27 protein-coding genes and 3 tRNA genes are annotated in these 26,618 nt (G+C 42.8%); 17 read left to right on the forward strand and 13 right to left on the reverse strand.

Annotated elements, in window-relative coordinates; all coding sequences use genetic code 11:
* Together DN599_RS12215 and DN599_RS18645 are read left to right on the forward strand one after the other, a co-directional pair.
* A partial coding sequence (locus DN599_RS12215; RefSeq protein ID WP_162599204.1) for an IS3 family transposase occupies nucleotides 1-352 on the forward strand: 352 nt, incomplete at its 5' end.
* A gap of 110 nt (nucleotides 353-462) precedes the next feature.
* Nucleotides 463-606 (forward strand): hypothetical protein, encoded by a 144-nt coding sequence (locus tag DN599_RS18645; RefSeq protein ID WP_162599205.1) that lies wholly within the window; start codon nucleotides 463-465, stop codon nucleotides 604-606.
* Nucleotides 607-632: 26 nt separating this feature from the next.
* On the opposite strand, the gene DN599_RS12220 is transcribed toward DN599_RS18645, so the two are convergent.
* Nucleotides 633-884, reverse strand: coding sequence for a hypothetical protein (locus tag DN599_RS12220; protein WP_110457877.1), 252 nt, complete (start codon nucleotides 882-884; stop codon nucleotides 633-635).
* Nucleotides 885-1,028: 144 nt separating this feature from the next.
* Here DN599_RS12220 and DN599_RS12225 point away from each other — a divergent pair, with 144 nt between their 5' ends.
* A complete protein-coding gene (locus DN599_RS12225) occupies nucleotides 1,029-1,571 on the forward strand; it encodes a hypothetical protein (protein WP_110457878.1) in 543 nt (180 codons plus the stop codon).
* A gap of 151 nt (nucleotides 1,572-1,722) precedes the next feature.
* Here DN599_RS12225 and DN599_RS12230 read toward each other — a convergent pair whose 3' ends face one another.
* From DN599_RS12230 to DN599_RS18940, 3 genes are all read right to left on the reverse strand, one after another.
* Nucleotides 1,723-2,142 carry a hypothetical protein gene (locus tag DN599_RS12230; protein WP_110457879.1) on the reverse strand — a complete coding sequence of 140 codons (420 nt, stop codon included), beginning with the start codon at nucleotides 2,140-2,142 and terminating at the stop codon, nucleotides 1,723-1,725.
* Nucleotides 2,143-3,992: 1,850 nt separating this feature from the next.
* A complete protein-coding gene (locus DN599_RS12235; protein ID WP_110457880.1) occupies nucleotides 3,993-5,312 on the reverse strand; it encodes a tyrosine-type recombinase/integrase in 1,320 nt (439 codons plus the stop codon).
* Nucleotides 5,313-5,587: 275 nt separating this feature from the next.
* Nucleotides 5,588-5,869 (reverse strand): hypothetical protein, encoded by a 282-nt coding sequence (locus DN599_RS18940; RefSeq protein WP_239473301.1) that lies wholly within the window; start codon nucleotides 5,867-5,869, stop codon nucleotides 5,588-5,590.
* 488 nt (nucleotides 5,870-6,357) lie between these two features.
* On the opposite strand from DN599_RS18940, the gene ccoN reads away from it, so the two are divergent.
* From ccoN to ttcA, 11 genes are all read left to right on the forward strand, one after another.
* The gene (ccoN, locus tag DN599_RS12245; protein ID WP_110457882.1) at nucleotides 6,358-7,785 is read left to right on the forward strand and encodes a cytochrome-c oxidase, cbb3-type subunit I; all 1,428 of its coding nucleotides are present in this window, start codon (nucleotides 6,358-6,360) and stop codon (nucleotides 7,783-7,785) included.
* A gap of 12 nt (nucleotides 7,786-7,797) precedes the next feature.
* Nucleotides 7,798-8,403 carry a cytochrome-c oxidase, cbb3-type subunit II gene (gene ccoO / locus DN599_RS12250; RefSeq protein ID WP_110457883.1) on the forward strand — a complete coding sequence of 202 codons (606 nt, stop codon included), beginning with the start codon at nucleotides 7,798-7,800 and terminating at the stop codon, nucleotides 8,401-8,403.
* A gap of 15 nt (nucleotides 8,404-8,418) precedes the next feature.
* Nucleotides 8,419-8,586: a cbb3-type cytochrome oxidase subunit 3 gene (locus DN599_RS12255; protein WP_110457884.1), complete on the forward strand. Its 168-nt coding sequence runs from the start codon at nucleotides 8,419-8,421 to the stop codon at nucleotides 8,584-8,586.
* Between the two features lie 2 nt (nucleotides 8,587-8,588).
* Nucleotides 8,589-9,557 carry a cytochrome-c oxidase, cbb3-type subunit III gene (gene ccoP / locus DN599_RS12260; RefSeq protein WP_110458172.1) on the forward strand — a complete coding sequence of 323 codons (969 nt, stop codon included), beginning with the start codon at nucleotides 8,589-8,591 and terminating at the stop codon, nucleotides 9,555-9,557.
* Between the two features lie 109 nt (nucleotides 9,558-9,666).
* A complete protein-coding gene (locus DN599_RS12265; protein ID WP_110457885.1) occupies nucleotides 9,667-10,146 on the forward strand; it encodes a FixH family protein in 480 nt (159 codons plus the stop codon).
* A 7-nt stretch (nucleotides 10,147-10,153) separates the two neighbouring features.
* A complete protein-coding gene (locus DN599_RS12270) occupies nucleotides 10,154-12,553 on the forward strand; it encodes a heavy metal translocating P-type ATPase (protein ID WP_110457886.1) in 2,400 nt (799 codons plus the stop codon).
* Nucleotides 12,550-12,732: a cbb3-type cytochrome oxidase assembly protein CcoS gene (gene ccoS / locus DN599_RS12275; RefSeq protein ID WP_110457887.1), complete on the forward strand. Its 183-nt coding sequence runs from the start codon at nucleotides 12,550-12,552 to the stop codon at nucleotides 12,730-12,732. The genes DN599_RS12270 and ccoS overlap by 4 nt, the downstream gene beginning before the upstream one ends.
* Complete coding sequence (locus DN599_RS12280; protein ID WP_110457888.1) at nucleotides 12,729-13,421, forward strand: sulfite exporter TauE/SafE family protein; 693 nt, start codon at nucleotides 12,729-12,731, stop codon at nucleotides 13,419-13,421. The genes ccoS and DN599_RS12280 overlap by 4 nt, the downstream gene beginning before the upstream one ends.
* A 55-nt stretch (nucleotides 13,422-13,476) precedes the next feature.
* On the forward strand, nucleotides 13,477-14,226 hold the full coding sequence (gene etrA, locus DN599_RS12285) for an electron transport transcriptional regulator EtrA (RefSeq protein ID WP_110457889.1): 750 nt from the start codon (nucleotides 13,477-13,479) through the stop codon (nucleotides 14,224-14,226).
* 94 nt (nucleotides 14,227-14,320) lie between these two features.
* Entirely contained in the window at nucleotides 14,321-15,253 is a 933-nt protein-coding gene (gene uspE / locus DN599_RS12290; RefSeq protein WP_110457890.1) for a universal stress protein UspE, read from the forward strand.
* Between the two features lie 84 nt (nucleotides 15,254-15,337).
* Nucleotides 15,338-16,291 carry a tRNA 2-thiocytidine(32) synthetase TtcA gene (gene ttcA, locus DN599_RS12295; protein WP_110457891.1) on the forward strand — a complete coding sequence of 318 codons (954 nt, stop codon included), beginning with the start codon at nucleotides 15,338-15,340 and terminating at the stop codon, nucleotides 16,289-16,291.
* A 129-nt stretch (nucleotides 16,292-16,420) separates the two neighbouring features.
* On the opposite strand, the gene DN599_RS12300 is transcribed toward ttcA, so the two are convergent.
* Nucleotides 16,421-17,050, reverse strand: a complete 630-nt coding sequence (locus DN599_RS12300) for a DUF2987 domain-containing protein (RefSeq protein ID WP_110457892.1) — start codon at nucleotides 17,048-17,050, stop codon at nucleotides 16,421-16,423.
* Nucleotides 17,028-17,855, reverse strand: coding sequence for a glucosaminidase domain-containing protein (locus DN599_RS12305; RefSeq protein WP_110457893.1), 828 nt, complete (start codon nucleotides 17,853-17,855; stop codon nucleotides 17,028-17,030). The genes DN599_RS12300 and DN599_RS12305 overlap by 23 nt, the downstream gene beginning before the upstream one ends.
* Nucleotides 17,856-17,988: 133 nt before the next feature.
* On the opposite strand from DN599_RS12305, the gene yvcK reads away from it, so the two are divergent.
* A complete protein-coding gene (gene yvcK, locus DN599_RS12310; RefSeq protein ID WP_110457894.1) occupies nucleotides 17,989-18,894 on the forward strand; it encodes a uridine diphosphate-N-acetylglucosamine-binding protein YvcK in 906 nt (301 codons plus the stop codon).
* A 124-nt stretch (nucleotides 18,895-19,018) separates the two neighbouring features.
* Here yvcK and DN599_RS12315 read toward each other — a convergent pair whose 3' ends face one another.
* The 5 genes from DN599_RS12315 to DN599_RS12335 form a co-directional block, all read right to left on the reverse strand.
* Nucleotides 19,019-20,212 (reverse strand): amino acid aminotransferase, encoded by a 1,194-nt coding sequence (locus tag DN599_RS12315; protein WP_110457895.1) that lies wholly within the window; start codon nucleotides 20,210-20,212, stop codon nucleotides 19,019-19,021.
* 297 nt (nucleotides 20,213-20,509) lie between these two features.
* Nucleotides 20,510-20,595: transfer RNA gene (locus DN599_RS12320), tRNA-Leu, on the reverse strand.
* Between the two features lie 39 nt (nucleotides 20,596-20,634).
* Nucleotides 20,635-20,708 (reverse strand) — tRNA-Cys (locus tag DN599_RS12325).
* A 34-nt stretch (nucleotides 20,709-20,742) separates the two neighbouring features.
* Nucleotides 20,743-20,818: transfer RNA gene (locus DN599_RS12330), tRNA-Gly, on the reverse strand.
* A 242-nt stretch (nucleotides 20,819-21,060) separates the two neighbouring features.
* On the reverse strand, nucleotides 21,061-22,497 hold the full coding sequence (locus DN599_RS12335; RefSeq protein ID WP_110457896.1) for a glyceraldehyde-3-phosphate dehydrogenase: 1,437 nt from the start codon (nucleotides 22,495-22,497) through the stop codon (nucleotides 21,061-21,063).
* Between the two features lie 204 nt (nucleotides 22,498-22,701).
* Between DN599_RS12335 and DN599_RS12340 the strand changes: the two genes are divergently transcribed.
* Both DN599_RS12340 and gap read left to right on the forward strand, forming a co-directional pair.
* A complete protein-coding gene (locus tag DN599_RS12340) occupies nucleotides 22,702-23,544 on the forward strand; it encodes a DUF2989 domain-containing protein (protein WP_239473302.1) in 843 nt (280 codons plus the stop codon).
* Between the two features lie 230 nt (nucleotides 23,545-23,774).
* Nucleotides 23,775-24,785, forward strand: a complete 1,011-nt coding sequence (gap, locus tag DN599_RS12345) for a type I glyceraldehyde-3-phosphate dehydrogenase (RefSeq protein ID WP_110457897.1) — start codon at nucleotides 23,775-23,777, stop codon at nucleotides 24,783-24,785.
* Nucleotides 24,786-25,247: 462 nt separating this feature from the next.
* On the opposite strand, the gene DN599_RS12350 is transcribed toward gap, so the two are convergent.
* Nucleotides 25,248-25,523, reverse strand: coding sequence for a hypothetical protein (locus tag DN599_RS12350; protein WP_110457898.1), 276 nt, complete (start codon nucleotides 25,521-25,523; stop codon nucleotides 25,248-25,250).
* A gap of 248 nt (nucleotides 25,524-25,771) precedes the next feature.
* A complete protein-coding gene (locus tag DN599_RS12355; RefSeq protein ID WP_110457899.1) occupies nucleotides 25,772-26,467 on the reverse strand; it encodes an SDR family oxidoreductase in 696 nt (231 codons plus the stop codon).
* Nucleotides 26,468-26,618 lie beyond the last annotated feature (151 nt).

The raw sequence follows: 26,618 nt of genomic DNA on the forward strand, positions 1-26,618 counted from the left end.
ATTAATGGCCATCTGGCGACGTTCACCGAAATCTAAAGTGCTGATACATTCCGACCAGGGAGTGCAATATACCTGCTCTGATTGGCGTAGCTTCTTAAAAGAGCACAATTTAGAAGCCAGTATGAGTCGACGAGGAAACTGTCATGATAATGCCGTCGCGGAAAGCTTTTTCTCGTTGCTGAAGAAAGATAGAGTTAAGAGAAAAATCTATAAAAACAGAGATGAAGCTCGCTCAGAAATATTTAACTATATCGAATATTTCTATAATCCAGTGCGTCGTCATGGTAGTAATAATGGACTGTCTCCTGTGCAGTTCGAAAAGCAGTACTTTGAGAAACAGTTAAGTGTCTAAGATATTAGGGGCTTACCAGTCAGGCCAAAAAGAGAGCCTAACCAAGCTCATCACCGACATTGATAAACGCGTAGTAGCGTTAGAAGTCAAAGAACGCGAGGGGGAACGCTATGTTCGACAATCTGCCCACTAACTTTGCCGTCGATGTAAGGACGCCCGACCCCGTAGTCGTTAAAGTACAGCCAAGCTCAGCGTTATTATTTATTCTGGGCGCACTGGTACTTGTTGCAGCTGGTTGGGTAAAGCGCCGTTAAAAATAAGCCCCAGAGGGGCTTTATAATTAAACAATTTCAATTATACATTTTTCAGTAAATGGGTTGAAATCATGAGTCATAGTCCAACCCATTGCTTTGATTCTACTATTAACAAGCGCCAAAACTTTTTCTCCCGCCGCTCCTGTAGATTCCAATGTTAAATCCATTCTTGCACAGCCAGACTGTTCAAGCTGCGGAGATAGTAGGTTAATGACTTCTTCTACTTCGCGTTCGATTAGCGGCTTGTGTGTCATAACAAAATCTGTCTTTCTGATCATTTTGATTTTTCCTATTTAAATTTGATTAACGTCATAATTAGATCTTGGGGCTTGGTGAAGATTTTCAAGGTATAACAAGCAATTATTACTTTTTTTGCTTTTACTAATTTGCTAAATTGACCACTTCTACTAGTAAGGACGCTTATGAATTTAGATTTCATTTTTGAAGAGTTGGATGGGGTTACTGAGGGCGTGGGTTCCGCAGCGTATGAAGCTGATGGGTATATGGTTATACCTTTCAAAGTTCACAACGAAAAGTTTATTTGCTACTTTCACGCTGTAAATTCTGAGTCAATCCCAGAAAATACACCTGAAGTAATAGAACAATTAACTGGTAGGGTACCCGATGAAAATGCCGTTGTAGTTAAGTTTTCTGCTTATATACCGATAAATGAAGATGACGAAGCAGAGCAAGAACATGCAATGCTTAAAGCTATAATTCCGCCAGAGCTGGCAAATGCGACAAATCCAGCCTTTAGAGCGGTAAAAGCAGTATTTGACTGTATCGTATTACACGAAAAAATAGCCGATGATCCTGTTTACATTTTTACCCCGATGACAGAAAAACATGGTAGCCTGTATTCCAGAGTTGCTGATCGTTATGCGGCTAAGTTAAACTATGTTAGAATTGTAGTTAATGAAGAAGAGTTAGGAGGGTGTTTGTATGTCTACGAAAAAGCAAATTGAAAACACTGAGACTCGACAAAATCTTAAGTTAAAAAAAGCTCATAAGCTAATTGACGCGAATAAAGCGTTATATCGAGCCGCAAAGAACGGCACGCTAAAAAAGATACAACCAGTCCAGATTTAGAAAAGCCGCCATTGTGCGGCTTTTTTATTACTTCCCAGAATGAAACCGCTTAACAAAATCGGGTTCTCTATCGCGCCAGGGCTTAAAGTTTCTCGGCTTAGCGATCAGTTTATCAGCAGCAGGCACACGATCTAACGTCTCGCACATTACATCAAGTTCCCATGCCTGGACCACATAACCCCCGGGCGTAACTAACGACCCCCCAAAGATAAAAAAGCCGTCCCAATGGTTATTGCATGGCATAAAACCGCTAGCGGCAATATCAAGCAACCGTAGCGCAGTGCTATTAGAGGGCTGTCCCGCCGCAATCCAGCGGTAAGCCGTGGCCTTTGTCACTGAAAAGTAATCACAAATTAAGTGCGGATCATCTTTGAATAACACTTTAAATTTGAGGCTATGAGAGTAGGTATATAAATAATTGTGCGCGTTCCTGAAATTAAACAGCATAAAAACTTCCTTTTATTATAATAATTTCACATAACAAATATCTTTTTGTTACGTTCTGGTTATAACAGAAAAGGACAGTAAAAATGAGATAATTAACGACTAGAGATGCTTTATTGTGAATAGTTTGCGATTTAACAACTAATGGTTTTAAATGCGCATTGTGACAGGGGTTTATATTTGGTCTATGTAAGTTACTGAAAGTCAATATCATTTCGATACTGTATTTAACATAATATACATTGTGCGCATCTAAGTGTAAGGCTGTAGAAATGGAATTGTGTAGTGGTAATTGGCATTACATTTTAAAAAAAGTCCATAAGTCATGGTTTAAATCATGAGTCGATAGATAGCGCCTTACCATATATAAACATCGGTCAGGCATAATTACCTTAACGCTATCGAGTCAAACAACTTTTATTGGTTTGGTTGTTGGGCTGCCAAGCGACGCAACATTGAGTGTTTAGATAGATCAATGCTACCGATAATTGTCTGTGACCATGACCATTAACCGAATCACTCAGTAGTAATCCGCTGGAATCACATTAGTTGAATACCGCAAATGAGCTATGAACACATCTAATGTCTAAGGCGTTTGGTCAATTAATTTCGTTTAACAGCATTTCTTGTCATCAACACTGTGGAGAACGTTAATCTGTTGGCCATCAACTGAGTGCCAAGACACATTTTCAACGCGTCGCTACGCGAAATCTAGCGTAGGTTTACCCACACAGATTTGTTTTATGCACGTAGCGACGCCTTAATTTTAAGCTATTACACTTATTTTTAAGCCACCAAATACGTTAACCTGTACTGAGCGATTAATGAGTGTTATCGTTTGACTATGACACTGGTAACACAATTAAGCTGATTTTATAAAAGGAATAAATAAAAATTTATTCATGCTTATATTACGATTTAAAATGTGATCGTTGAATCAATCATCATTTTTCACTGATATAGTAATAGCCACAATTTAATATTTTTAGGTTGATACATTGCAAACTAATATCAAAAATCATCTGTAATGTATTTCATTAATTATGACACTAATGTTCACAACTAAAGTGATTAATACAGATAACGTAATTAACGCTTACACATAGCCACCTTTACATTAGTAGTAAATATATTAGCAGTAAGTTTCTGACTTTTATTATTTGTTTTAATGAAAGATAGCTAAGTAGATTGAGACAACCACGGGATAATAGTGTTCCAATAAAGCCCCCTTAAATATTAACCTTTAGTGCCGATAATGATACTTATCGGCATTAAAACATCAGTTTGAATATTGAGTTAACTATTCTTACAACAAGTCCTAACTCTTGTATATCACTGATTAAAATGGCTGAATGAAAAAGAGATATACGATTTTTATGGCTTTATTTATTAATGTTTTATAAAGCAACCATTTTTAACAGCAATGCTGAATCTTGGCGTATAAAAGCAATACTTAATCCATAATAACATTTATATTTATGTATTTCAGTGCATACTCTCCTGCTCGCTATTATTTGCAAGCAGCCTTCATTTCTCGTGAAGGATAATAAGACTCTAAAGATAAACTCGGAAAGGTTAGACCGTTTTGGTTTGATGCGTTTTAATAACCTTAGTTGTTATTTATGACTAATAAGGCATACAAACGTATCATTGGACTGCCCTAGCCCTCTTTTGTAAAAATGAAATAAAGTTGGACTTTATTCGATGATAATCAAATTAATGGATGAAACAGCTCTCGCAATGTGCTCTAGATTACTACTCAAAATATCGGTGCCTATCAACCATAAGTGAAATAGCTGACTATGTTGATTAGGCCGTCTAACCTAACAACGCAGCTCCCCTCCTCATTTAGCTTATTTTATTCCCGATAAGGTATCTATCGGTTTATTCGCTGCACTTTGATGGCGATCCGATTGACTGGTGTGTAAATATTGCGATGTGGTATCAATACTTTCATGTCCGGCATCGGCTTGCACATGTGATAACGGTCTGCCGTGTAAATTAATATCGTGCGTGATCCCGGTATGACGTATGTTGTGCACACTTAATAATCGCATCGCTTTGGCATCTTCTATCATACCATCAGCTTCGGCGCAGTCGGCACTATACTCGATGATTTTTTGCACTTCCTCCCTCACCTGGCGAATACCAAGATTAGCGTTGATCAGTCCGCTTTCTCTACCTCGGCCAGCAGCGCGATGACGTACAAATAGTGGCGTTTGTTCATTAGAACTTGGTAGATCGCTTAAACCTAAATATTGCCTGTATTGGATTAATGCTGCGAGTAATGCATTGGATAAAGGCACCGAACGCTGTTTGCCCCCTTTGCTCTGCGGAATATTAAAGCGCCAAATACCCGTTTGTTTATTCTGAGTAAATTGCCCCATGATGGGGCTGTATCCAGCTCTTGCGCTGACATCTGATACTCGTAAATAACAGGAATAGATGAGTTTTATTAAAAATAAACTGCGTTGATGAGTCTCTGGTGAGGTTTGGGCAAGCCCTTCCACACTGCTAATGACATATGACCATTGCAGTTCGGTAAAAGCCAAGCTGTCGATATCGTCATGATTGACTAAAAATTTATGTTTTTTGGCAAATCGCGAGTGATTCAACCAAGCTTGTGCAGGATTACGCTCACAATAATCTTCGGCCATTAAAAAACCATAGTAGGATGATAAAATTGCCATTTTGGTTTTTAAAGCATTGTCACTCAACTCATAATTTTGTTCGACGCCAAGTTGCTTTTTACCGACAAAGGGTCGCCAAAGCGGATTAGGTAGACGCTGTCCCGTTGCTTTATCAAGTTTAAATTGCGCCACATTATAATAGCCAATAAGCGCTTTAGGTGGCTGTTGGCAATAGGCGACAAATTTGTCAATATCTCGGCGTGAAATCTGCGCGGGTGATTGTTTAACGACATCAAAACACCAATGTAAAAAGCAGCTGAGTTCACTACGATAGCTTTTATAGCTGTTTTCATTGTCACGTAGAGAAAATAATAGATCGCAAGAGAGCTCATAAATAAAGCCCGCATCTTCAATGCCATTAATACTCAATGCCGTGATATGTTGATTAATAATGGGATTGCCTTGTTCGAGAAAGTCTTTTGACTCAAATAAAGGCAATACGGTTGGCAATGATGTGATTGATTGAGCGTGATTATTTGGCATTAACAAATTACTTGAAGAGTGTAGCAAGTGTTACCGCTGATTTTATCATGAGTCATGCATTTAATATGCTTAATTTAATTAATCAATTAGAGTATTTAGATTAAACGGAAAACATCGAATCAAAGCTTTACACAGGACAATAAGCTTATCGTGCTTTACTTACCCAATATTAAATCCCAACAGCAAATTAGTACGCTGCTTACAGCGAACAAGGCCTGAGCTTATGTTTCGTCGTTAGCCGTACTCATGATAATGGTCAATCTACGAAACATGGCTTAGCGTGCATTATCGACAGGGTGATTGTCGGCCAAAAAGTCGAACATTACATGCTGTTGTTGTCCCTTAACGTTAAAGCTAACAAACATCCGCCAAACCATGTAATTACTACTACACGAGCCATAGACTAAGGTACCATTATAGCGACTTTCTGCGGTTTCAGTTAAATTTAACGGAATAACCCCCATAAACATGTCTCTACCTTCGACTCGAGCGCCCAATAATTGCACCGGTTCAGAAAAGGTTAATGATACCGTTAACGGTTTTTCACTGGGGGTCATCTCAGGTGTGATACTTAGGCTTATATCAATACCATTTATTGTTTGTTGACAAGGCGCTTGTGCGAATTGACACAAGCTATCGTCTATTGAAAATACTGAGTTTTTAGCAGCATTTTGAGCAATAACAGTACTATTGTCACCTTCAGAGCATGCCGTTAGTAGGACGATATTTAGCATGGATATAGTTGAGATAAAAATGCGAGTTATTTGCTTGTTTAGCACAATTTTTAACCTTCTGAATCATAGTGTTTACATTCTATACGGGGACTTTGATCTGGATCAATGTTGCATGCCGCATAATTCCTATCTTTTTTGATATTGCTCAAGTATCATTGCGATACTTAACATTAATTTGCATTAATGTTGAGCAACACGTTGACTCAATCAAGTTTGTTTCGTAGGAAACAGGCTTGTTAACGTCATTTTCTAACGGGTAAAGTGTCGCTTTACTCTAACAATAAGTACAAGTAATAAGCAGTGGAAGCAATATGATGAATCATTCCCAGCCTCAAGGCGCTGATTACAATTACACCGTTGTCCGCCAATTTGCATTAACCACAGTTTTGTGGGGAATCGTTGGTATGTCAATCGGTGTATTGATCGCGGCCCAGTTAATATGGCCACAACTGAACTTTGATACTCCATGGCTAACGTACAGTCGTCTTCGACCTCTGCACACAAACGCTGTGATTTTCGCGTTCGGTACTTCAGCACTTTTTGCAACATCTTACTATGTCGTTCAGCGCACCTGTCAAACCCGTTTATTTGCACCTAAATTAGCTGCATTTACCTTCTGGGGGTGGCAAGCCATCATTTTATCAGCCGTGATTACTCTGCCACTGGGCTTAACCAGTACTAAAGAGTATGCAGAATTAGAATGGCCTATCGATATCGCTATTGCCATCGTTTGGGTAACATATGCGATTGTATTCTTTGGCACCATCGTAAAAAGAACAACCTCACACATTTATGTCGCGAACTGGTTCTTTGGTGCCTTCATTATTACGGTAGCCGTGCTGCATATAGTTAACTCTATGGCGATACCAGTGAGCATGTTCAAATCATATTCACTCTACTCTGGCGCAGTTGATGCCATGGTTCAGTGGTGGTATGGACATAACGCGGTAGGTTTCCTACTGACAGCTGGTTTCTTAGGTATGATGTACTACTTCGTGCCTAAGCAAGCAGGTCGTCCTGTTTACTCATACCGTTTATCTATTGTTCACTTTTGGGCATTGATTGCATTGTATATTTGGGCAGGTCCTCACCACCTTCACTACACTGCGCTGCCTGATTGGACACAATCACTGGGTATGGTGATGTCGCTTATTCTATTCGCGCCTTCTTGGGGTGGTATGATCAACGGTATCATGACGCTATCAGGTGCTTGGCATAAGTTAAGAACCGATCCTATCCTACGCTTCCTTGTGGTTTCATTGTCTTTCTATGGTATGTCTACCTTTGAAGGTCCAATGATGGCGATTAAGACAGTTAACGCCCTTTCTCACTACACTGACTGGACTATTGGTCACGTTCACTCTGGTGCACTGGGTTGGGTAGCAATGGTCTCTATTGGGTCGTTATATCACTTGATTCCTTCTGTTTATGGTCACGGCCGTATGTACAGCACTCAGTTGATCAACGTGCATTTCTGGTTGGCAACTATCGGTACCGTACTTTACATCGTATCTATGTGGATCTCGGGTGTGATGCAAGGTCTTATGTGGCGTGCAGTTAACTCTGACGGTACCTTGACCTACAGCTTTGTTGAAGGTTTGGAAGCATCGTATCCATTCTACTTTGTTCGTTTCTTAGGTGGCGTGTTCTTTGTAACTGGTATGCTGTTAATGGCATATAACGTGTTCAAGACCGTAAAAGCACCGAAAGAATCTTTGCCAGCACTTGCTGAAGCATAAGGGGTAGATTAGATGAAATTTAATCATGAGATAGTTGAGAAAAACATCGGTCTGCTAGGCATCTTTACCGTTATTGCAATTAGTTTCGGTGGCTTGGTACAGATCACTCCTCTACTTTTTCAAAAAGATACCACTGAACCTGTTGATGGATTACGCCCTTACACAGCGCTAGAGCTTGAAGGCCGTGATATTTATATCCGCGAAGGTTGTGTTGGTTGTCACAGTCAAATGATCCGTCCATTACGTGCAGAAACTGAACGTTATGGGCACTACTCTGTAGCGGGTGAGTCAGTGTGGGAACACCCATTCCTTTGGGGTTCTAAACGTACTGGCCCTGATCTTGCTCGTGTAGGCGGACGTTACAGTGACAAGTGGCACGAAGTGCACTTAATCGATCCTCGTGCCGTGGTACCTCAGTCAAATATGCCTGGGTTCCCATGGTTAGCTGAAAACGTACTTGACGGTAAGTTAACGGCTAAAAAGATGGAAGTGTTCCGTGGTTTCGGTGTGCCTTACACTCAAGAAGATGTCGACAATGCTCAAAAAGCGGTTGAAGGCAAGACAGAGATGCAAGCACTGATCGCATACCTACAGTCGTTAGGTCACGCACTGAAATAAATTGGAGGCATAAATATGGATTACGGCACAATACAAGGGATTATCACCATTGTTGTTATGTTGACGTTTGTCGGTATTTTTGCGTGGGCTTATAGCGGTCGTCGTAAGAATCAATTTGACGAAGCCGCTAACCTTGTTTTCTCGGATGACGAGAAAAGCAAGGACTCAGGAGAGCATAAGTGATGATGAGTAGCTTCTGGAGTATTTGGATTACCGTACTCACAATCGTGGTAATCGCAGGATGTTTTATCCTATTAAGACTCGTCTCTAAAAACACCACGGGTGTTGAAGAAGGCAAGTCAATGGGCCATGCCTTTGACGGTATTGAAGAGCTCAATAACCCACTACCAAAGTGGTGGAGTTATATGTTTTATCTGACTATCGTCATTAGTGTGATTTACCTTGCCCTCTATCCAGGTCTTGGTAACTATAAAGGGTTACTCGGTTGGTCAAGCTCAAACCAAAGTATTGGTACAGAGAATGGCATTAAAGCTGATTCTGCAGCCGCGATTGAACTAGCAGTGAAAGAAGGCCGTTGGGTACAGTATGACCAAGAAGTGAAGCAAGCTGACGAAAAGTTTGGCCCTATCTTCGCTGCATACCTTGCAACCCCATTGGAAGAGTTGGTTAAAGATGAAGATGCATTGAAAGTCGGTGGTCGCCTCTTCCTACAAAACTGCGCACAATGTCATGGTAGTGATGCCCGTGGTAGTACTGGTTTTCCTAACCTAACAGATAATGCTTGGTTATACGGTGGTGATTTAGCCACTATCAAAACGACACTGATGAATGGTCGTCACGGTATGATGCCGCCTAAAGGGGGGTTACCTATCGATGATAGTGAACTTGAAGGATTAGCTGAGTATGTGGTTAAGCTTTCTGGTCGTGAACACGACGCCGCACTTGCAGCTCAAGGTCAAGGCTCATTCATGAAAGGCTGTTTTGCTTGCCATGGCATGGACGGTACCGGTAACAAGTTTATGGGTGCCCCTAACCTGACTGACTCTGCTTGGTTATATGGTGGTAGTCGTGGTGTGATAGTCGAAAGCATCAAAAACGGCCGTTCTGGTGTAATGCCAGCATGGAAAGACGTTTTAGGTGAAGAGAAAGTTCACGTGATCACAGCTTACGTTTATAGCTTGTCAAACAAGTAGTTACATATAGGTAACATCAAGGCCTCGAGATGCTCGAGGCCTTTTTTTTAGCTGTGCTTTTACTCAATTATCGGTAAAATGAGCTCAACAAATTAAACAGGTAGTTTTCATGAATACACCGCAAGTTTGGTATAAACAATTTTGGCCTTGGTTTCTTATTATTTTGCCCTTGTGCGCCGTCATTGCCAGCGTTAATTTGCTGATGGTCGCCATCGATACGCAAGACTCACTCGTCTCAGAGGATTACTATAAAGATGGTAAAGCCATCAATATGGATCTGCGTAAAATTAAGCACGCTAAACAATTAGGTTTGCAGTTTGAGATGTTAGTAAATGACGATGAAATCCGTATTGTACAACACGGTGGTGAGGCTTATTTGGCAGCATTAAGCATATCGTTTTTCCACCCAACCTTAAAACAACACGATTTTAGTCAAGTGGCAACAGCCGATGGCAATCAGGTTTACCGTATTAAGTTGGCAGAACCTATTTCTGGTGCATGGGAAGTCAGACTCGAAGGATTCGATCAAACCTGGCGTATTCAACAACGCCTTGACCTTAAAGACGATGCCCAATACTGGTTAAATTAGCTTTATCATGAATACCCCTGAGTGTTTTCATTGCGGTGAGCCAGTATTAACTGGCTCACAATTTATCTCTATGATAGATAATATGCCGCAACCTATGTGCTGCCCTGGTTGCCAAGCGGTATCAAAGGCTATCATCGATGCGGGATTGAGCAATTATTATCGCTATCGCACCGAACCGGGTAACAAACAAACGGCACTGGTGCCGGAAGAGTTAAACGTCAATTCAGCTTTTGATCTTAAAGAAGTGCAGCAAGACTTTGTCCACCATCAGGACAATATCAGTCAGGTTTCGTTAACCATAGACGGTATCACCTGCGCGGCTTGTGCATGGCTAATAGAGCATAAGTTAAAATCGGTCGATGGGATTGTAAGCATCGCGGTCAACACCACCACCGAACGCGCTTTTGTTTCATGGGATGATAACCGCATTAAACTCAGTAATATCCTTAATTTAATCAGTAATATCGGCTATCAAGCAGCCCCTTACCAAGTCGATGATGAAGAGATCCAAACCAAAAAAAATAGCCGTAAGTTTTTATTAAGACTCGGGCTAGCTGGCTTTGCCACCATGCAGGTGATGATGTTCGCCCTCGCCCTGTATTCAGAATACTTTACCGATCTCGATGTCGAATACCGTGACTATTTCCGCTGGGTAAGCATGATGTTTGCCGCGCCAGTGGTGTTTTACTCGGCGCAACCTTTCTATTTTAGTGCCATTCGGTCTATGTTATCGGGGCGGCTAAATATGGACGTGTCGGTGTCGATTGCTATTTGCGGTGCCTATATTGCCAGTTGTATTGCGACCGTCAGTGGTCAAGGAGAGGTCTATTTTGAATCGGTCAGCATGTTCACCTTCTTCTTGCTGTTGGGGCGCTACCTTGAACAAAACGCGCGACAAAAAGCGTCCGTCAGCTCCAACAACTTACACAAACTAATCCCCTTAACTGCGCATTTAGTGGATGTGGACGGCCAGCACAAGGAAGTCCCGGCGAAACGTTTACGCATTGGCGACATTATCCTCATTAAACCGGGGGAAGCCATCAGTGCCGATGGTGATATTATTGAAGGAAGCAGTAGTGTAAACGAAGCTATGTTAACTGGCGAGCAGATGCCTGTGACTAAACGTGTATCGAGCCAAGTATTTGCTGGCACAATCAATATAGACCACCCTATTAAGGTGCGTGTCACCGCCATCGGACAAGATCAATTAGTCGCTGAGATCATTCGACTGCAAGAAGCCGCATCCAATAATAAACCCACAGTCGCGCTACACGTTGATACCATCTCAAATTATTTTACCTGGACGATTTTAATCATCGCCTTGTTAACCTATTTAGTGTGGAAGGCCTATTGGCCTGAAGATGCTTTTTGGGTCACTTTATCAGTACTGGTAGCAACTTGTCCCTGCGCGCTTGCGCTCGCAACGCCTACCGCGATCACTTGTGCTACAGGATTATTTACCCGAATGGGAGTTGTGGCACGTAAACCTGGAGTGTTTGAAAAGCTGCCGCTAATTAATCATGTAGTGTTTGATAAAACCGGTACCCTCACCTGTGGCAGTCTGACGGTGGCTAACACTCGGTTACACAGTGACATTACCCAAACGCAAGCATTAGCGTTAGCGGCGGCCCTAGAGTCCACGTCACTGCACCCCATTGCCCGAGCCTTTGAACCTTATCGCGCCGATGATGTTCGGGTCGATAATGGGCGTAATTTTGCAGGGTGTGGCATCGAAGGGGCGATAAATCAACAGCACTTTATTATTGGCAGTGCTGATTTCATACACCAGCGTCTTGGTATTGACTGTCCCCCTAGCACACAGCAATGCGTATACCTTAGCCGCGATAATCAGCTCATAGCCAGTTTCGAATTGATTGATAACATTCGCCCCGATGCCTTGGTAACCGTTAACAAGCTACGTGGATCGGGCTGCAATGTGAGCATTGCCAGTGGCGATAGCTCGGCTCATGTTGATGAAATTGCTCAAGCCATGGGCATAACCAATGTGCATAAAGCGCTGAAGCCGCAGGATAAACTGCGCCTAATTCAACACTTGCAACAAACACAACAAGTGGCCATGTTTGGCGATGGCATTAACGATGCACCTGTATTGGCTGGCGCCAACTTATCAGTTGCCATGGGCAGCGGCGCAGCCATAACCAAAAACAGTGCCGATCTGATTTTATTAAGCGATCAACTCGCCCGCTTTACCGATGCGATGGCGATTGCCAAATTAACAGACAAAATCATTAAACAAAATCTCCTTTGGGCCTTGGGCTACAACTTGTTTATTATTCCGTTAGCGGTTACGGGTCACGTTTTGCCCTATATTGCAGCCATTGGCATGTCAGCCAGTTCACTTATTGTCGTGGCGAACAGCCTTAGACTATTGAAGGTACGAGTATGAGTATTATCTATGTGTTAATTCCCATTGCGATGTTGTTTGTGCTTATTGCCGTGGGGATTTTTTTCTGGGCAGTAAAATCTGAGCAGTTTGATGATCTTGATCGCCAAAGCGTATCGATTTTATTTGATGATGACGTAAAACCGTCAACGCCAAAAGACGATGAGAGCAAACCGCAGTGATCGATTTTACTGTTACTGGTGCCTTTTTGGTCGGGTTAATGGGCGCAGGTCATTGTATCGGTATGTGTGGTGGACTCGTGGGGGCGATATCACAGCAGATGCCCACGCAAACTAAAGGCAATGTACTGGTTGGTAAACTGCAATTTATTGTCAGTTATAATGCCGGACGTATCCTCAGTTATACCCTAGCTGGCGCCTTAATTGGTGGCTCGGCCAGCTTACTCAGTACCCTGTTTAGTTTAGATATCTATTTGCTGAGTATGCGTATTTTAGCCGGAGTCATGATGATTGCTACCGGATTATATATCGCCAAAATCTGGTCTGGCGTTGTGCAAGTCGAGCGGCTCGGAAAACGGGTTTGGCAAGTATTAGGCCCCATAGCTAATCGCTTACTGCCCATTAAAAGTTTAAAACAAGCTTTTGTGGCCGGCTTAATCTGGGGATGGTTACCTTGTGGTTTGGTTTACAGCACCTTGACCTGGGCAGTCGCGGCAAATTCGGCGCAACAAGGGGCGCTGATCATGGCAGCATTTGGACTAGGTACCCTGCCAGCGCTATTCAGTGCTGGTGTCGCGGCGCAAGTATTTGCCCAATTCGTGTTACGAAACTCGGTGCGTATGATCAGCGGCTTTTTGTTAGTTGGCTTTGGTATACACACTTTGTATATTGCAATTGCGCAGCTAAACTAGCTCACACTATTAAATTAGTTTAACATGGGCATAACTGTGAAATTCGAGAGACATTATGACGGATACCATTAAAAATCGTCGTTCGGCAGCCCCGGGATGCGCTATACATTGTCATGACTGTAGTATGGGTAGCCTTTGCATACCTTTCACATTAAATAACAATGAATTAGATCAGCTCGACGATATCATTGAGCGTAAAAAGCCTATCCAAAAAGGTGAGCAGATTTTTAAATCTGGCGACGCACTAAAATCTCTCTATGCCATTCGCTCAGGTACCATTAAAAGTTTCACCATTACCGAGCAAGGCGATGAGCAGATCACTGGTTTTCATTTGGCTGGCGACGTGATTGGTTTTGACGGTATTCACTCACAAATTCATCAGAGTTTCGCCCAAGCATTAGAAACCTCAATGGTGTGTGAAATCCCCTATGAAACCCTTGACGATTTATCTGGCACCATGCCTAAATTACGTCAGCAGATCATGCGCTTAATGAGTAATGAAATTCAAAGCGACCAAGAGATGATCTTACTATTGAGTAAGAAAAATGCCGAAGAGCGCCTCGCCGCTTTTATCAGTAATCTCGCAAACCGTTTTGGTAACCGTGGGTTCTCTCCTAAAGAGTTTCGCTTAACCATGACCCGCGGTGATATCGGCAACTATCTCGGCTTGACTGTCGAAACTATTAGCCGACTACTGGGTCGTTTTCAAAAATCAGAATTGATTGAAGTAAAAGGAAAATATATTACTATCATCGATTTTGAATCCCTTAATAAGCTAGCCGGTAACAATAGAATCGGTCGCTAAATAAGCGTTTTAATGGGTAAAGTTGATCTAAGACAAGGCAATTTACCCGTTATCGACCATTATTAAATTACAACGTCAGATAAAGGAATGATCTATGAAGGACTATCATAAAATCCTTGTTGTAGTGGACCCTACAAACGATGAACAACCTGCACTCGCAAGAGCGGTTAAACTTGCCATAAAAAACAAGGCCGCCATTACGGTATTCTTGTCTATTTTCGATTTTTCCTACGAGATGACCTCCATCTTATCGGGCCAAGAACGTGAAGCCATGCGTCAAGGCGTGATAGCTCAACGACAAGCCTGGTTAGCCGATATTTTGTTGCAATACAAAGACAGTGGTATCGACATTCAGAGTGAGGTTGTGTGGCATAACCGCCCGTTCGAAAGCATCATCCTGCACTCAATCGAAGGTAAGTTTGACTTAATCGTCAAAGGTACGCATCAGCATGATAAGCTTAAATCGGTGATCTTTACCCCAACCGACTGGCACTTAATGCGTAAAGCGCCCGTGCCCGTGCTGCTCGTTAAAGAACATGACTGGCCAGTGGCTGGTAAGATACTGTGTGCCATCAACGTGGCATCAGAAGATGACGATCATCAAACCCTTAACGGCAAGATAATCGAACACGCCCAAGACTTAGCCAAGAAGTTTGACGCTAAAGTGCACCTCGTTAATGGTTATCCCGGCACACCGGTAAACTTAGCGATTGAACTGCCCGACTTTGATGCACATACCTATAGCGAAACCATTCGCATGCAGCATGAACAACGAGTTTGGCACTTGGCCAGCCAATATGGCATCTCAACCGATTTCTGTCATGTTAAAGAAGGGTTACCTGAAGATGTGATCCCTGAGCTGGCTGAGCAACTCGATGCGGAACTGGTGATCCTTGGCACCGTTGGTCGTACTGGATTTTCGGCCGCATTAATTGGTAATACCGCGGAGCATGTAATCGACAGCATTAATTGTGATCTATTAGCTGTCAAACCAGATGGTTACAAGTCGCCGCTTGAAGATGAGTAACAACTAACGCACCGCTTCTTTAGACAATTGATTTAAGCTATACTACGCGCCCAGAATTTGATGATACTAGGCGCGTTTTTTATTATGTCTGATGATACTCTCTTAAAAAAACAGACCACACGGTTAAATAAGCTACAGAAGCGTCTTAGACGTGAAGTGGGTAGCGCTATCGCTGATTACAATATGATTGAAGACGGTGATACTGTCATGTGCTGTCTTTCGGGTGGCAAAGACAGTTACGCCATGCTCGACATTTTACTTAATCTACAGCAGCGTGCGCCGATCTCTTTTAAACTGGTCGCGGTCAACCTTGATCAAAAGCAACCGGGTTTCCCTGAAGATATTTTGCCAGCGTATCTCGATACGTTGAATGTGCCGTATCATATTCTTGAAAAAGACACCTTCTCTATCGTTAAAGATAAGATCCCTGAAGGTAAAACTACCTGCTCTTTGTGCAGTCGCTTACGCCGAGGCACCTTATACGGCTTCGCGCAGCAGATAGGTGCCAATAAAATTGCCCTTGGCCACCACCGCGACGACATTATCGAAACCCTGTTTTTAAACATGTTTTATGCGGGCAAACTAAAAGCCATGCCACCTAAATTACTCTCAGATGATGGCGCTAACGTGGTTATTCGTCCCTTGGCGTACAGTCGAGAGAAAGACATTGCCGAGTACGCAGGCTTAAAAGGGTTTCCTATCATCCCTTGTAACTTGTGTGGTTCACAAGAAAACCTTAAACGCGCGGCGGTAAAAGAGATGCTCAGCACCTGGGACAAACAGTTTCCTGGCCGTATCGAAACTATTTTTACCGCTATGCAAAATACCAGCCCATCACAGGGTGTCGACAGAGCACAGTTCGACTTTAGCTCGCTGACACGTGATCCAGACGCTCCGATGAAAGGCGATGTGGCCGAGTCAGATCTGCCCGCCTTTGATTTTCTCGATATTGCCAATAACGGTCATATCGACTTAGATGCGGCGAAGCGCAATACCGATGCTTTAAAAATTGAGGTTGTCAGTACATATACGCCTTAGCATTTAATGGTCAGAGCGTGACATAAAAAAACCTCCGATGGAGGTTTTTTTATGTCTGTCATTTTGAGCTGTTATCGAGGGTGAACTCTCTATAAAACAGCCAGTAAAGGGATGAATAACACCTATCTGTTATTTATCGCTAGAGCTTACCCAAGGGCTTACGACATCTGGGCGTCGATCGAAGCTAATGCTATCTAGCTGATTGATACGCTCTCGAGACAAACGAAAAACACCATCAAAGCCAATGGTTTCGCCATTAATCTTTACCGTCGCAGCTTGATCAAATTCAAAATTAAGTCCGCGAATATCGTCAGTAAAATAACGCATAGGGAAGCCTTGCATGGTATGCAGTAGATCATCCATTTGTGCTTGCAACATGACTAAGTCAGCTTGTTGATATTGCGGCTGCGTTTGCTTGGCGCGTATTTGCATGGCAATACCACATTGGCTAGCGTCATTTTCCATCTCTAAATGCACTAATGCCCTGTCCGATTTAAGCCTGTCATCATAAGGAAGAAAAATGCGCTGCGAGTCAGTAATGGTTAATGGGAACTGCTCTTTTTCGGTTGCAATATAGCCATTTTTTATCACACAGCCTTGTGCTTTAGGTACTGAAAAAGTTAACTCAATCAGCGGATAATGGCCTTTATTCACCTGTTTAAGACGTTGATAAAAACCCTGATATTCCAGCGATATCGGCGTTGCTTGGGCAGTCATACTGCCAAGTAATAGGCAACTAAACAGCAGAGCCTTGTTCATAATTTTCCACCAAAAATTGATTATTGTGACGTAACATATCGAGTAATTCTTCGATATAAGCTTCTTGCCGTTCAGAATAATTGAGCAAACCATACACTAATTTGTCAGCCCTAATGGGCTCCCCTTGTGCACGCAGATCGGCTCGGATAGATCGTAATAGCGAATAAGCAGCGTTCGAATTTAAATTACGCATGTAAGATCCAACAGAGTCATCGACACTGTTAAAAACGGCGACTTCATGGCTCATTCCTTCACTGCGTGATTGTGGCACTAGACCACAACCTTTTCTAAAGCACCATTGACCAAAAAAGTTGAGCCCTTCTTTGGCAAAGCGGCTACTGCCCCAACCTGTTTCATTGGCAGCCTGAATTAATACCAAGTCTTCGGGGATAATGTCGACCCGTCTAAGTAACTGATTAAGATTATTAACAGTCACGCTGCGCATACTGTATTGGTATTTACTGGCTAATTGCTGAATACGAAACAGCTCCGCTTCAGAAAGCACTTCACCATCTACGAGATGTTGTAGTGAGGCGAGCAGAAACTTGCGCTCTTCTGCAATAATATTGTTGTGGTGCTGTACTGCAGGGCGTAAGAAATCAAAGAAGGCTTTTTTCTTTTCAGCCACATCGGCAATCGCTTCAAAATCCGGGATCTGGCTGTATTGACGCTTATTTTTTAACAGCTGGCCTTGGCTGCCCTCTTCGCTTGGTTGCAGATCAACCAACAAGAGCTTAACCGCCAATAGGGACGCCACCACAACAGCCAACGCTATGATAACTTTATTCACACTACCTGTTTTCAAATTGCTAACTCTTTTAAGGGTTTAGGAGGTGATTATATGCGATCTATGCCACGAAACAAAACCACTATGCCCCAAGACATTATTCGCTATAATATGTGGCGATATATTGGGGATTCAGGAAGGAAAAACCCGCATGCACAACTATGCACTTAATCAATTTACAAATGTGGTTGCCATTGGTGGCGGTCATGGGTTGGGACGAGTGCTATCTGCATTATCATTTTTAGGCCCTAGGCTGACAGGCATTGTGGCCACCACTGATAATGGTGGCTCAACGGGACGATTAAGACAGCAGCAAGATTGCATTGCATGGGGAGATTTACGCAATTGTTTATCACAACTGGCATCGCGGCCATCTGTAGGCTCGCTATTATTTGAATACCGCTTCAGTAGCCAGCATGAGTTGAACAACCATAACCTTGGCAACCTAATTTTATTGGCGCTCGATGAACTTTGTGTCCGCCCTCTCGATGCGGTTAACTTGATCCGTAAGCTGCTCAATATCGAAACCCAAGTGATCCCAATGTCTGAAGAGCCCACCCATTTAGTCGCCATACAATCTTGTGGTACTAAGATTCTGGGCGAAGTGGAGGTCGATGGCATGCAGGAGTCGCCTATCGCTTTATCACTTGAACCAATGGTTGAAGCAACCGCCGAAGCCTGTGATGCGATAAAAGCCGCCGATTTGATTATTTTAGGCCCTGGTAGTTTTCTCACCAGTATCATGCCGCCATTATTACTGCCTATCTTAAGCGAAGCTTTGGCAAACAGTAACGCCAAGGTGATTTTTATCGATAACTTAACTGCCGAGCCGTCATCAACGGTGAATTTTAATCTCGAAAAGCGCTTACATTGGTGCGAACAAGTGCTAGGCAATAAAGTCGTCAATCATGTGTTATGTCATGGTGAACAGTGCCATACTGACGGTAATATCACCTATTTCCCGCTACGCAGTAAGCATCATGTAGGCCTACATGATCGCAGCGCCTTAGCTGAAGCTATCTCCTTTATCACTCAGCTTCCTGCGCTCGAATCTTAAGGGGTTAGCACCACACTCTCATATTCGCAAAAAACACCATACTGACGATAAAAAACGGTTAACGCATAAGGCGATAACCGTTTTATGAAGAGCACATGGGATCAGTACTTAGCCTTGCGCTAATTTACACCACTTGCGCGATAGCGTGACAAATTGCAGGCATATTGTCACGGGTCATCCCCGCCACACTGATACGGCCAGAGCCCACAATATAAATACCAAACTCCTCTCGTAAACGTTCGACTTGTGCTTTGTTCAGTCCCGAGAAGCTAAACATCCCATTTTGCGTCGAAATAAAGCTGAAATCTTGGCTAACGCCCACGCTTTTTAGGGTATCAACAAACAGAACCCTCATCTGGGCGATACGTTCACGCATCTGTTGTAGTTCAGCTTCCCACATCGCTCTTAATTCATTGTCACCTAAAATGGTGGCCACGATCAGCGCGCCATGAGCCGGAGGATTGGAATAATTACCTCGAATAGTGCTCTTCACCTGACTAAATGCCGTTTTAGCTGTGTCTTGATCTTTCGCTACTAACGTAACAGCACCGATACGCTCGTTATAGAGGCCGAAGTTTTTAGAAAATGAGTTAGCCACAATCAGTTCAGGAACGATATCGGCCACCAAACGTAACCCTTGGGCATCTTCTTCAACACCATCACCAAACCCTTGGTAGGCGAAATCAAATAAGGGTACTAATTCTTTTTGTAAACATAACTCAGCAACGGCTTGCCATTGGCTCTGATTAAGATCGATACCCGTTGGGTTATGACAACAGCCATGCAACAGCACTAAGTCCCCTGCTTTTGCGGTGGCTAAATCAGCCAGCATAGCGTCAAAATCCATGCTATGAGATGGCGCATCATAATAGCGATACTGTTTCACTTGCAGCTGCGCAGATTGAAAAATATTGTTGTGGTTCGCCCATGTAGGATTACTGACCCAAATGGTATTTGAGTCAGTATTACGTGCCACAAATTCAGCAGCCACTCGTAGAGAACCTGTACCGCCTGGCGCCTGCGCGGTCACGGTACGTTGTTGTTGCAATACTTGATGTTGCTCACCAAAAAGCAATGTTTGTACCGCGCTGTTATAAGCCTGTACGCCATCGATACCTAGGTAACTTTTACTTGTTTCATTATCAAGCAGTTTTTGCTCTGCTAATTTAACCGACTTAAGAATAGGAGTTTGACCTGACTCATCCTTATAGATCCCTACTCCCAAATTAACTTTATCTGAACGTGGGTCGGCTTTAAAAGCATCGGTAAGGCCAAGAATGGGATCGGCAGGAGCCAGTTCTACCTGGTTAAATATCATGACAGCATTCCTAAAAATTAGAGTAAATGTAGGGAGTTCGCCGCCATTTATACCATTGTCGACGACGGCTTCATAGCGGATTTTCATCAGCATCTGTTTTTTTGCGTTGCGATAAGGTTTATCTCATTTTTTTGGCTAATAACTATCGATATTTCAGTATATAGCCAAAATTTTTACGATCGGTTAATTGCCTAGCGATGACACTCTATCACTGTTTTCCATGGCATTTTATGGCTAAGCAGATTGACGCAAACAAAAAAGCCTCAACTAAGTTGAGGCTTTTTTGTCATCTTAAGATGGTACCCGTGGCCAGACTTGAACTGGCACGCTTATTCAGCGAGGGATTTTAAATCCCTTGTGTCTACCGATTCCACCACACGGGCAATGTGTGCGTTTTACCGCTATTGCGCTAAAACTTAAAGTGGAGGCGCGACCCGGAGTCGAACCGAGATCGACGGATTTGCAATCCGCAGCATAGCCATTCTGCCATCGCGCCTTATATCGAAGGCGTTAAGGCCAATCGTTAAGATTGGAGCGACATATCGGGTTCGAACCGATGACCTATACCTTGGCAAGGTATCGCTCTACCAACTGAGCTAATGTCGCAGGTCTTAATGCTTTCAATCTCAATCAAGTTCTAGTTAAGAAGCTTTCCCCTGACTGCGGAATGGCATTCTACCGATTTAAGCCCAAGAGTCAACGCTAAATTTTGCAATAATCGAGATTAATTAATTGGTTGCTGCAATATTGGTCGCTGTGGTTTTTTGTTAACCAACCCAAGTTAATAACCGCATAAAAAAACGCCTGAATCAAAGACTCAGGCGTTTTTATGATGCTTAACTAATGAGTTAAAGGTTAGGCAATGACTGATATTGTAAGCCCAACATCTTTTGCATTACGCCTACAACCTGACAGCTGTAGCCAAATTCATTGTCGTACCATACATATAAGATAGTACGGTTACCTTCGGCAATCGTGGCTTGTGAATCAACGACACCCGCGTAACGAGAACCAACCAAGTCTGACGACACAATTTCAGTTGACTCGGTAAAATCAACTTGGTTTTGTAATTCAGACGATAAGGCAACTTTACGAAGATACTCGTTCATATCTTCTTTGTTAGTTTCGCCATTAAGGTTTAGGCTGATGATCGCCATAGAGACATTAGGCGTAGGCACACGAATAGCGTTGCCCGTAAGCTTACCAGCTAAAACCGGGAGCGCTTTAGCCACCGCTTTGGCGGCACCTGTTTCGGTGATCACCATATTTAATGGTGCGCTGCGGCCACGACGGTCTGCTTTATGATAGTTATCAATTAAGTTTTGGTCGTTAGTATACGAATGGATCGTTTCAACGTGACCATTAACAATGCCGTACTTGTCATTGACCGCTTTGAGTACTGGCGTTATCGCATTAGTCGTGCAACTTGCCGCCGATACGATAGTGTCCTCATCTAAAATATCATTCTCATTGACGCCATAAACGATATTCTTAATGGCCCCCTTCGCGGGAGCGGTAAGCAATACTTTTGCCGCACCTTTCGATTTAAGATGAAGGCCTAAACCGTCTTCATCTTTCCAAATCCCGGTGTTGTCGACCACTAGCGCATTATTAATGCCATATTGAGTGTAATCAATTTCATCGGGAGAGTTAGCGTAGATGACTTGAATATAAGTACCGTTGGCAATAATGGCATTGTTATCTTCATCGACTTCTACCGATCCATTAAAAGGTCCATGAACTGAGTCACGACGCAATAAGCTGGCACGTTTTTCTAAATCGCCCTTACGACCACCGCGAAGCACAATAGCACGTAAACATAATTTGTTGCTCACACCCGTTCTTTCAATCAATAGACGCGCTAATAGGCGTCCTATACGACCAAAACCATACAACACCACATCACGCGCTTGCTGTGTATCTTCATGATCGATGGCACTTGCCAATTCTTGGCTCATATAGGCTTCAATCTGGCTTGCATCTTGGTGTTCACGCCAGTAGTTGACCGCTAATTTACCGATATCAACTTTGCATTGCTTTACAGCAAGCTTGCTAAGTGCTTCTACAAACGGGAAGCTTTCACGCAATCTGAGTTTTTCGCCAACATGACGGCGTACTAAACGATGGGATTTAATGATTTCGATAGTCGAAGCATTAAGAAGGGGTTTACCGTATAGAACGACTTCTACACCTTGATTACGGTACAGCTTACCCAACAGAGGCTGCATCGCCTCTGCCATTTCAAAACGTTCTTGCCAACTTTGTAGGTGTTTATCAGCGGTCATTTACAGATCCTTTATCTCACTTTAACTACTTTATTTGTAGAAATATTTGAGTAACAAAGAGAAAAGCCCAATAATCTAGTCTTATCAGTACAAAATCCCCCTTGTTGGTCGGCGCTATTGTAATGAAAACACGGCTTTCGATCTAGTAAGATATTTTCCGTAAACGTGTAATAATATTAGATAAAATCACCAAAGGAACTCGAATTGCGTATAAAATTTGTAATCATTACACCATTATTGTCGGTTTTAAGCGTTTTCACCCTTTTCGGCTGTGATAATGGTGTTAATACCACCACCATTTGTAAAAATAATCCTGAGCTTTGTGACGATTTACATCGCGATAGTTGGTGTAAATATGAAAAAGCAGACTTGATCAAGCAACGCTATGTCTTAAAAAACAGCCCGTCGCCCTCTGGTGAGCAAGTTTATCAACAGCTGATCAACCTAGAAAATTACAACAAATGCATCGAACTGGCTGCAGGTGTTCAACATATTTTGCATCCAGAGCGTACAAATGATCGCGCCAAAGCCTTTGGTGTCAGCGCGCAAAATCTCTCGCAACTGCAAGCCACAACCAAAAATAATCCCGACATCTATTTGTCGTTTTACCACTGGACCCGTTTAAGCGATGTACAGGCACAGGCACGAGTGATTCAGGCTGAGCGCGCAGGCAAAATAAGCGATCCACTGATTTTGGCGCAATTGGCCGCCTACTATCAAAAATCAGATAACCAAAAGGCAATGACGCTGTATTTTAATTTGTTAGAGACCACCAGCCCTGAGCAGTTTAATCCTGACTGGCTATTGGGACTCGCTAGCCTTTATCAGCAGCAAGGCGATTTAGAAAAAACCTACCTGTTTTCTAAGGCCAACGTCTTAATGACCGACAATACCGCCTCGGCGCAAAAAATGAGTGCCTTAGTTAATGGTAATAAACAGCTTGAGGCCGTCTTAACAGAGCAAGCACAAACCCTAGTTGTGCATCTTAACCGAGGCGACTACGCTTCTAGTGATATTCGACAGCAATTGCACCCTAATGCGCAATGAAAGGTGATAAAGTGACTTGTCGACCCGTTTTGTTGACAATATATTCGTAATATATAGTATTTTTTTTACAGGTTAAGCCCATTTTTCTGTAAAAAACCTGATCTTTGTATAGAAAACTGCGAAATTGTTACGCTATTTAACCGATATCAGCCGATATCGCTTGACGATAGCTGTCATTTTGGTAATTTTACTACCAGATTACTTTTATACATTTACTTGAGGGATATGAGATGACTATCCGCGTTGCAATTAACGGCTATGGCCGTATCGGTAGAAACATACTTCGCGCGCTTTATGAAAGCGAAAAAGACTATCCAATCCAAATCGTTGCCATTAACGATTTAGGCGATGCTTCTATTAATGCTCACCTCACCAAGTACGATTCTGTACATGGCCGTTTTAATGCCAAGGTCGAGCATGATGATGAGGCTATCTATGTAAACCAAGATAAAATCCTCACCTTCTCTGAACGTGATCCAGGCAAGCTACCATGGGCAGAGTTAAATATCGATGTAGTATTTGAATGTACAGGTATTTTTACGTCTAAAGAAGCGGTGCAACCGCATCTAACTGCGGGCGCGAAGAAAGTGATTATTTCTGCCCCAGGTAAAAATGTCGATGCGACTGTCGTATACGGCGTCAATAATGACATTATTACTCCAGATATGACGGTAATTTCCAATGCGTCTTGCACCACAAACTGCCTAGCACCTTTTGCTAAGCCGTTAAATGACGAAATTGGTATCGAGTCGGGTCTGATGACCACAATTCACGCTTATACCAATGATCAACGTTTATCAGACGTGTATCACACTGATTTACGCCGTGCCCGTGCTGCGGCTATGTCGATGATCCCAACAAAAACGGGGGCAGCGGCGGCTGTTGGCCTTGTAGTACCAGAATTAGCAGGCAAATTTGATGGACTCGCAGTGCGCGTACCTACGGTAAACGTATCATTGGTCGATCTGTCTTTCATCGCAGCCCGTGATACCACGGTTGAAGAGATCAATGCCATCATCGAAAAAGCAGCCAGTGTTGCACCAATGAGTGAAGTATTAGCGGTTAATCATGAGCCACTGGTTTCTATCGATTTTAACCATAACCCTTACTCATCTAATTTTGATGCAACGCAGACTCGCGTAAATGGTCGCCTAGTCAAGGTAATGGCTTGGTACGATAACGAGTGGGGCTTTAGCAACCGCATGTTAGATAACGCCGTTGCCCTGATGAATGCCAAGTGATAAGTAAGCCTCACTAACCGCTATTGGGATTAAATAAGTTAGGGGTTAGATAAGTTAATAAACATATAAAAGGAGCCATTAGGCTCCTTTTTCATTTCATGCATTCTGACAACCGATCCACCAGCCAAGCGTTTCGCAAAGAGTCACTGCTCATCATTTGATGAAGCTACTTAATATCAGTTACCTAGCAGATCGTTACTTTAGTGGCGAAGAGACAGATGAGTGTATGGCTTTTGTAAACGTTATTCAGCCAGTATAGATGAGGCAATATATAGAGTTACTGTAACGATTGAGCATACATTGAATTTAGATAAAAATTGCACTCGAAAATAAACCGGCCGAGGGGGAAATGGGGGCCGATATCCCCGTTGATCAACCTGCGCCTCACAATCTTATCGGTAGCGATTAACCAATAATAATTTAAAAGTCATGACCTTAGCAGTTGATAAGGTTTAAATGTATTTAAAAGCGTTTTATCCGCACGACTTTCATCACCTCAAATTCCAGCCCAGCAACTGTTTCAACCTCAGGGTAGTAGGTCATATTCACCTTCTGTCCTTGTAAACTACGGTATTTTTTAGTGCGCTTAAATTTAAACGGTGCATCGCAGCCTTCAATCATTACCGTATGTTGTACCCACTCGTCGGTTTCTCTTTGAGTATGAGAAAGAATTTTCACTCCTTCTGAATGCACTAAACCATCATGTTTATCGAGCATTTTATCTACAACATGTTTCATAACCAGACCTTTTTACGATGAGAAAATGTAAACCTACGAAAATGACAATAAAAAATTATATAACATCTCATCCAAATTGCATGCGGTCCTAAATTGTACCAAATCTAGAGCGTTAACAATACCTCTACCGCCCAAGACTTAACAAGCGAAGCTTTCAATGCCCTACATTGACTCGCATATTGAATGTATGGGTTGATGCCCGGCTGAGCTTTACAGCATCGCCATCTCAGCTCGTGTGTATAACTTGCTTACCAAGGCAGTGGATTACCATCATAATTATAAAAGCCACCACTACCAGTTAATACTAACTTGTCGATACAATGGCTTAAGCCCGCGACAGAGTCCTTTACACTGATAAGCGCATTAGGGCCTCCCATAGCGGTTTGTACCCAGCCAGGATGATATACAGCACAGGCGATACCATCAGCATGCAAATCAATGGCGAGACTTTTTACAGCGGCATTAAGCGCCGCCTTAGATGAGCGATACAGGTATGCCCCGCCACTATTATTATCGGCAATACTGCCCATTTTAGAGGAGATGAAAATCACTTTACTCTGCCTGCTTTGCTTTAATAACGGATAACAGGCTTGTGTCAGCATGATGGGGGCGATGGCATTAACTTGCATCACCTTAAGCCACTCTTGCTCGTCACAATGGCCAAATGTGACCCCTTTAGGACCATAGTCACCGGCATTATTAATCAGCAGATCGATTGGTTCTCCAACAAGGCTATCAATAAACGCATTCATCTCGGCTTTAACGGTAATATCCAGTCTCACCAAGCTTAATTGTGAATACTGTTGACTTAAACGCTGCAATGCATCGGCGTGTTGCGGCGCACGGCAACACGCGGTGACACGCATGCCTTGTTTGAGGTAATGGTTAACAAATCCTAATCCAATGCCTCGATTGGCGCCGGTGATCACTATATGTTGACTCATATGCCCTTCCTTATGCTGTCTACTTTTTCACGTTGTGGGTTTCAAAAAAACGCCTTATGACATTTGGTATTTACCAAGATGCTATCTAATTTAGCGTTAACGCCTCTGTTAACCTAAAGATGTTTTTGCCACAATAAGCCTCTTATTTTTT

Origin of the sequence: Shewanella algidipiscicola, assembly GCF_900380485.1 — a bacterium.
Taxonomy (GTDB): Bacteria; Pseudomonadota; Gammaproteobacteria; order Enterobacterales; family Shewanellaceae; genus Shewanella; species Shewanella algidipiscicola.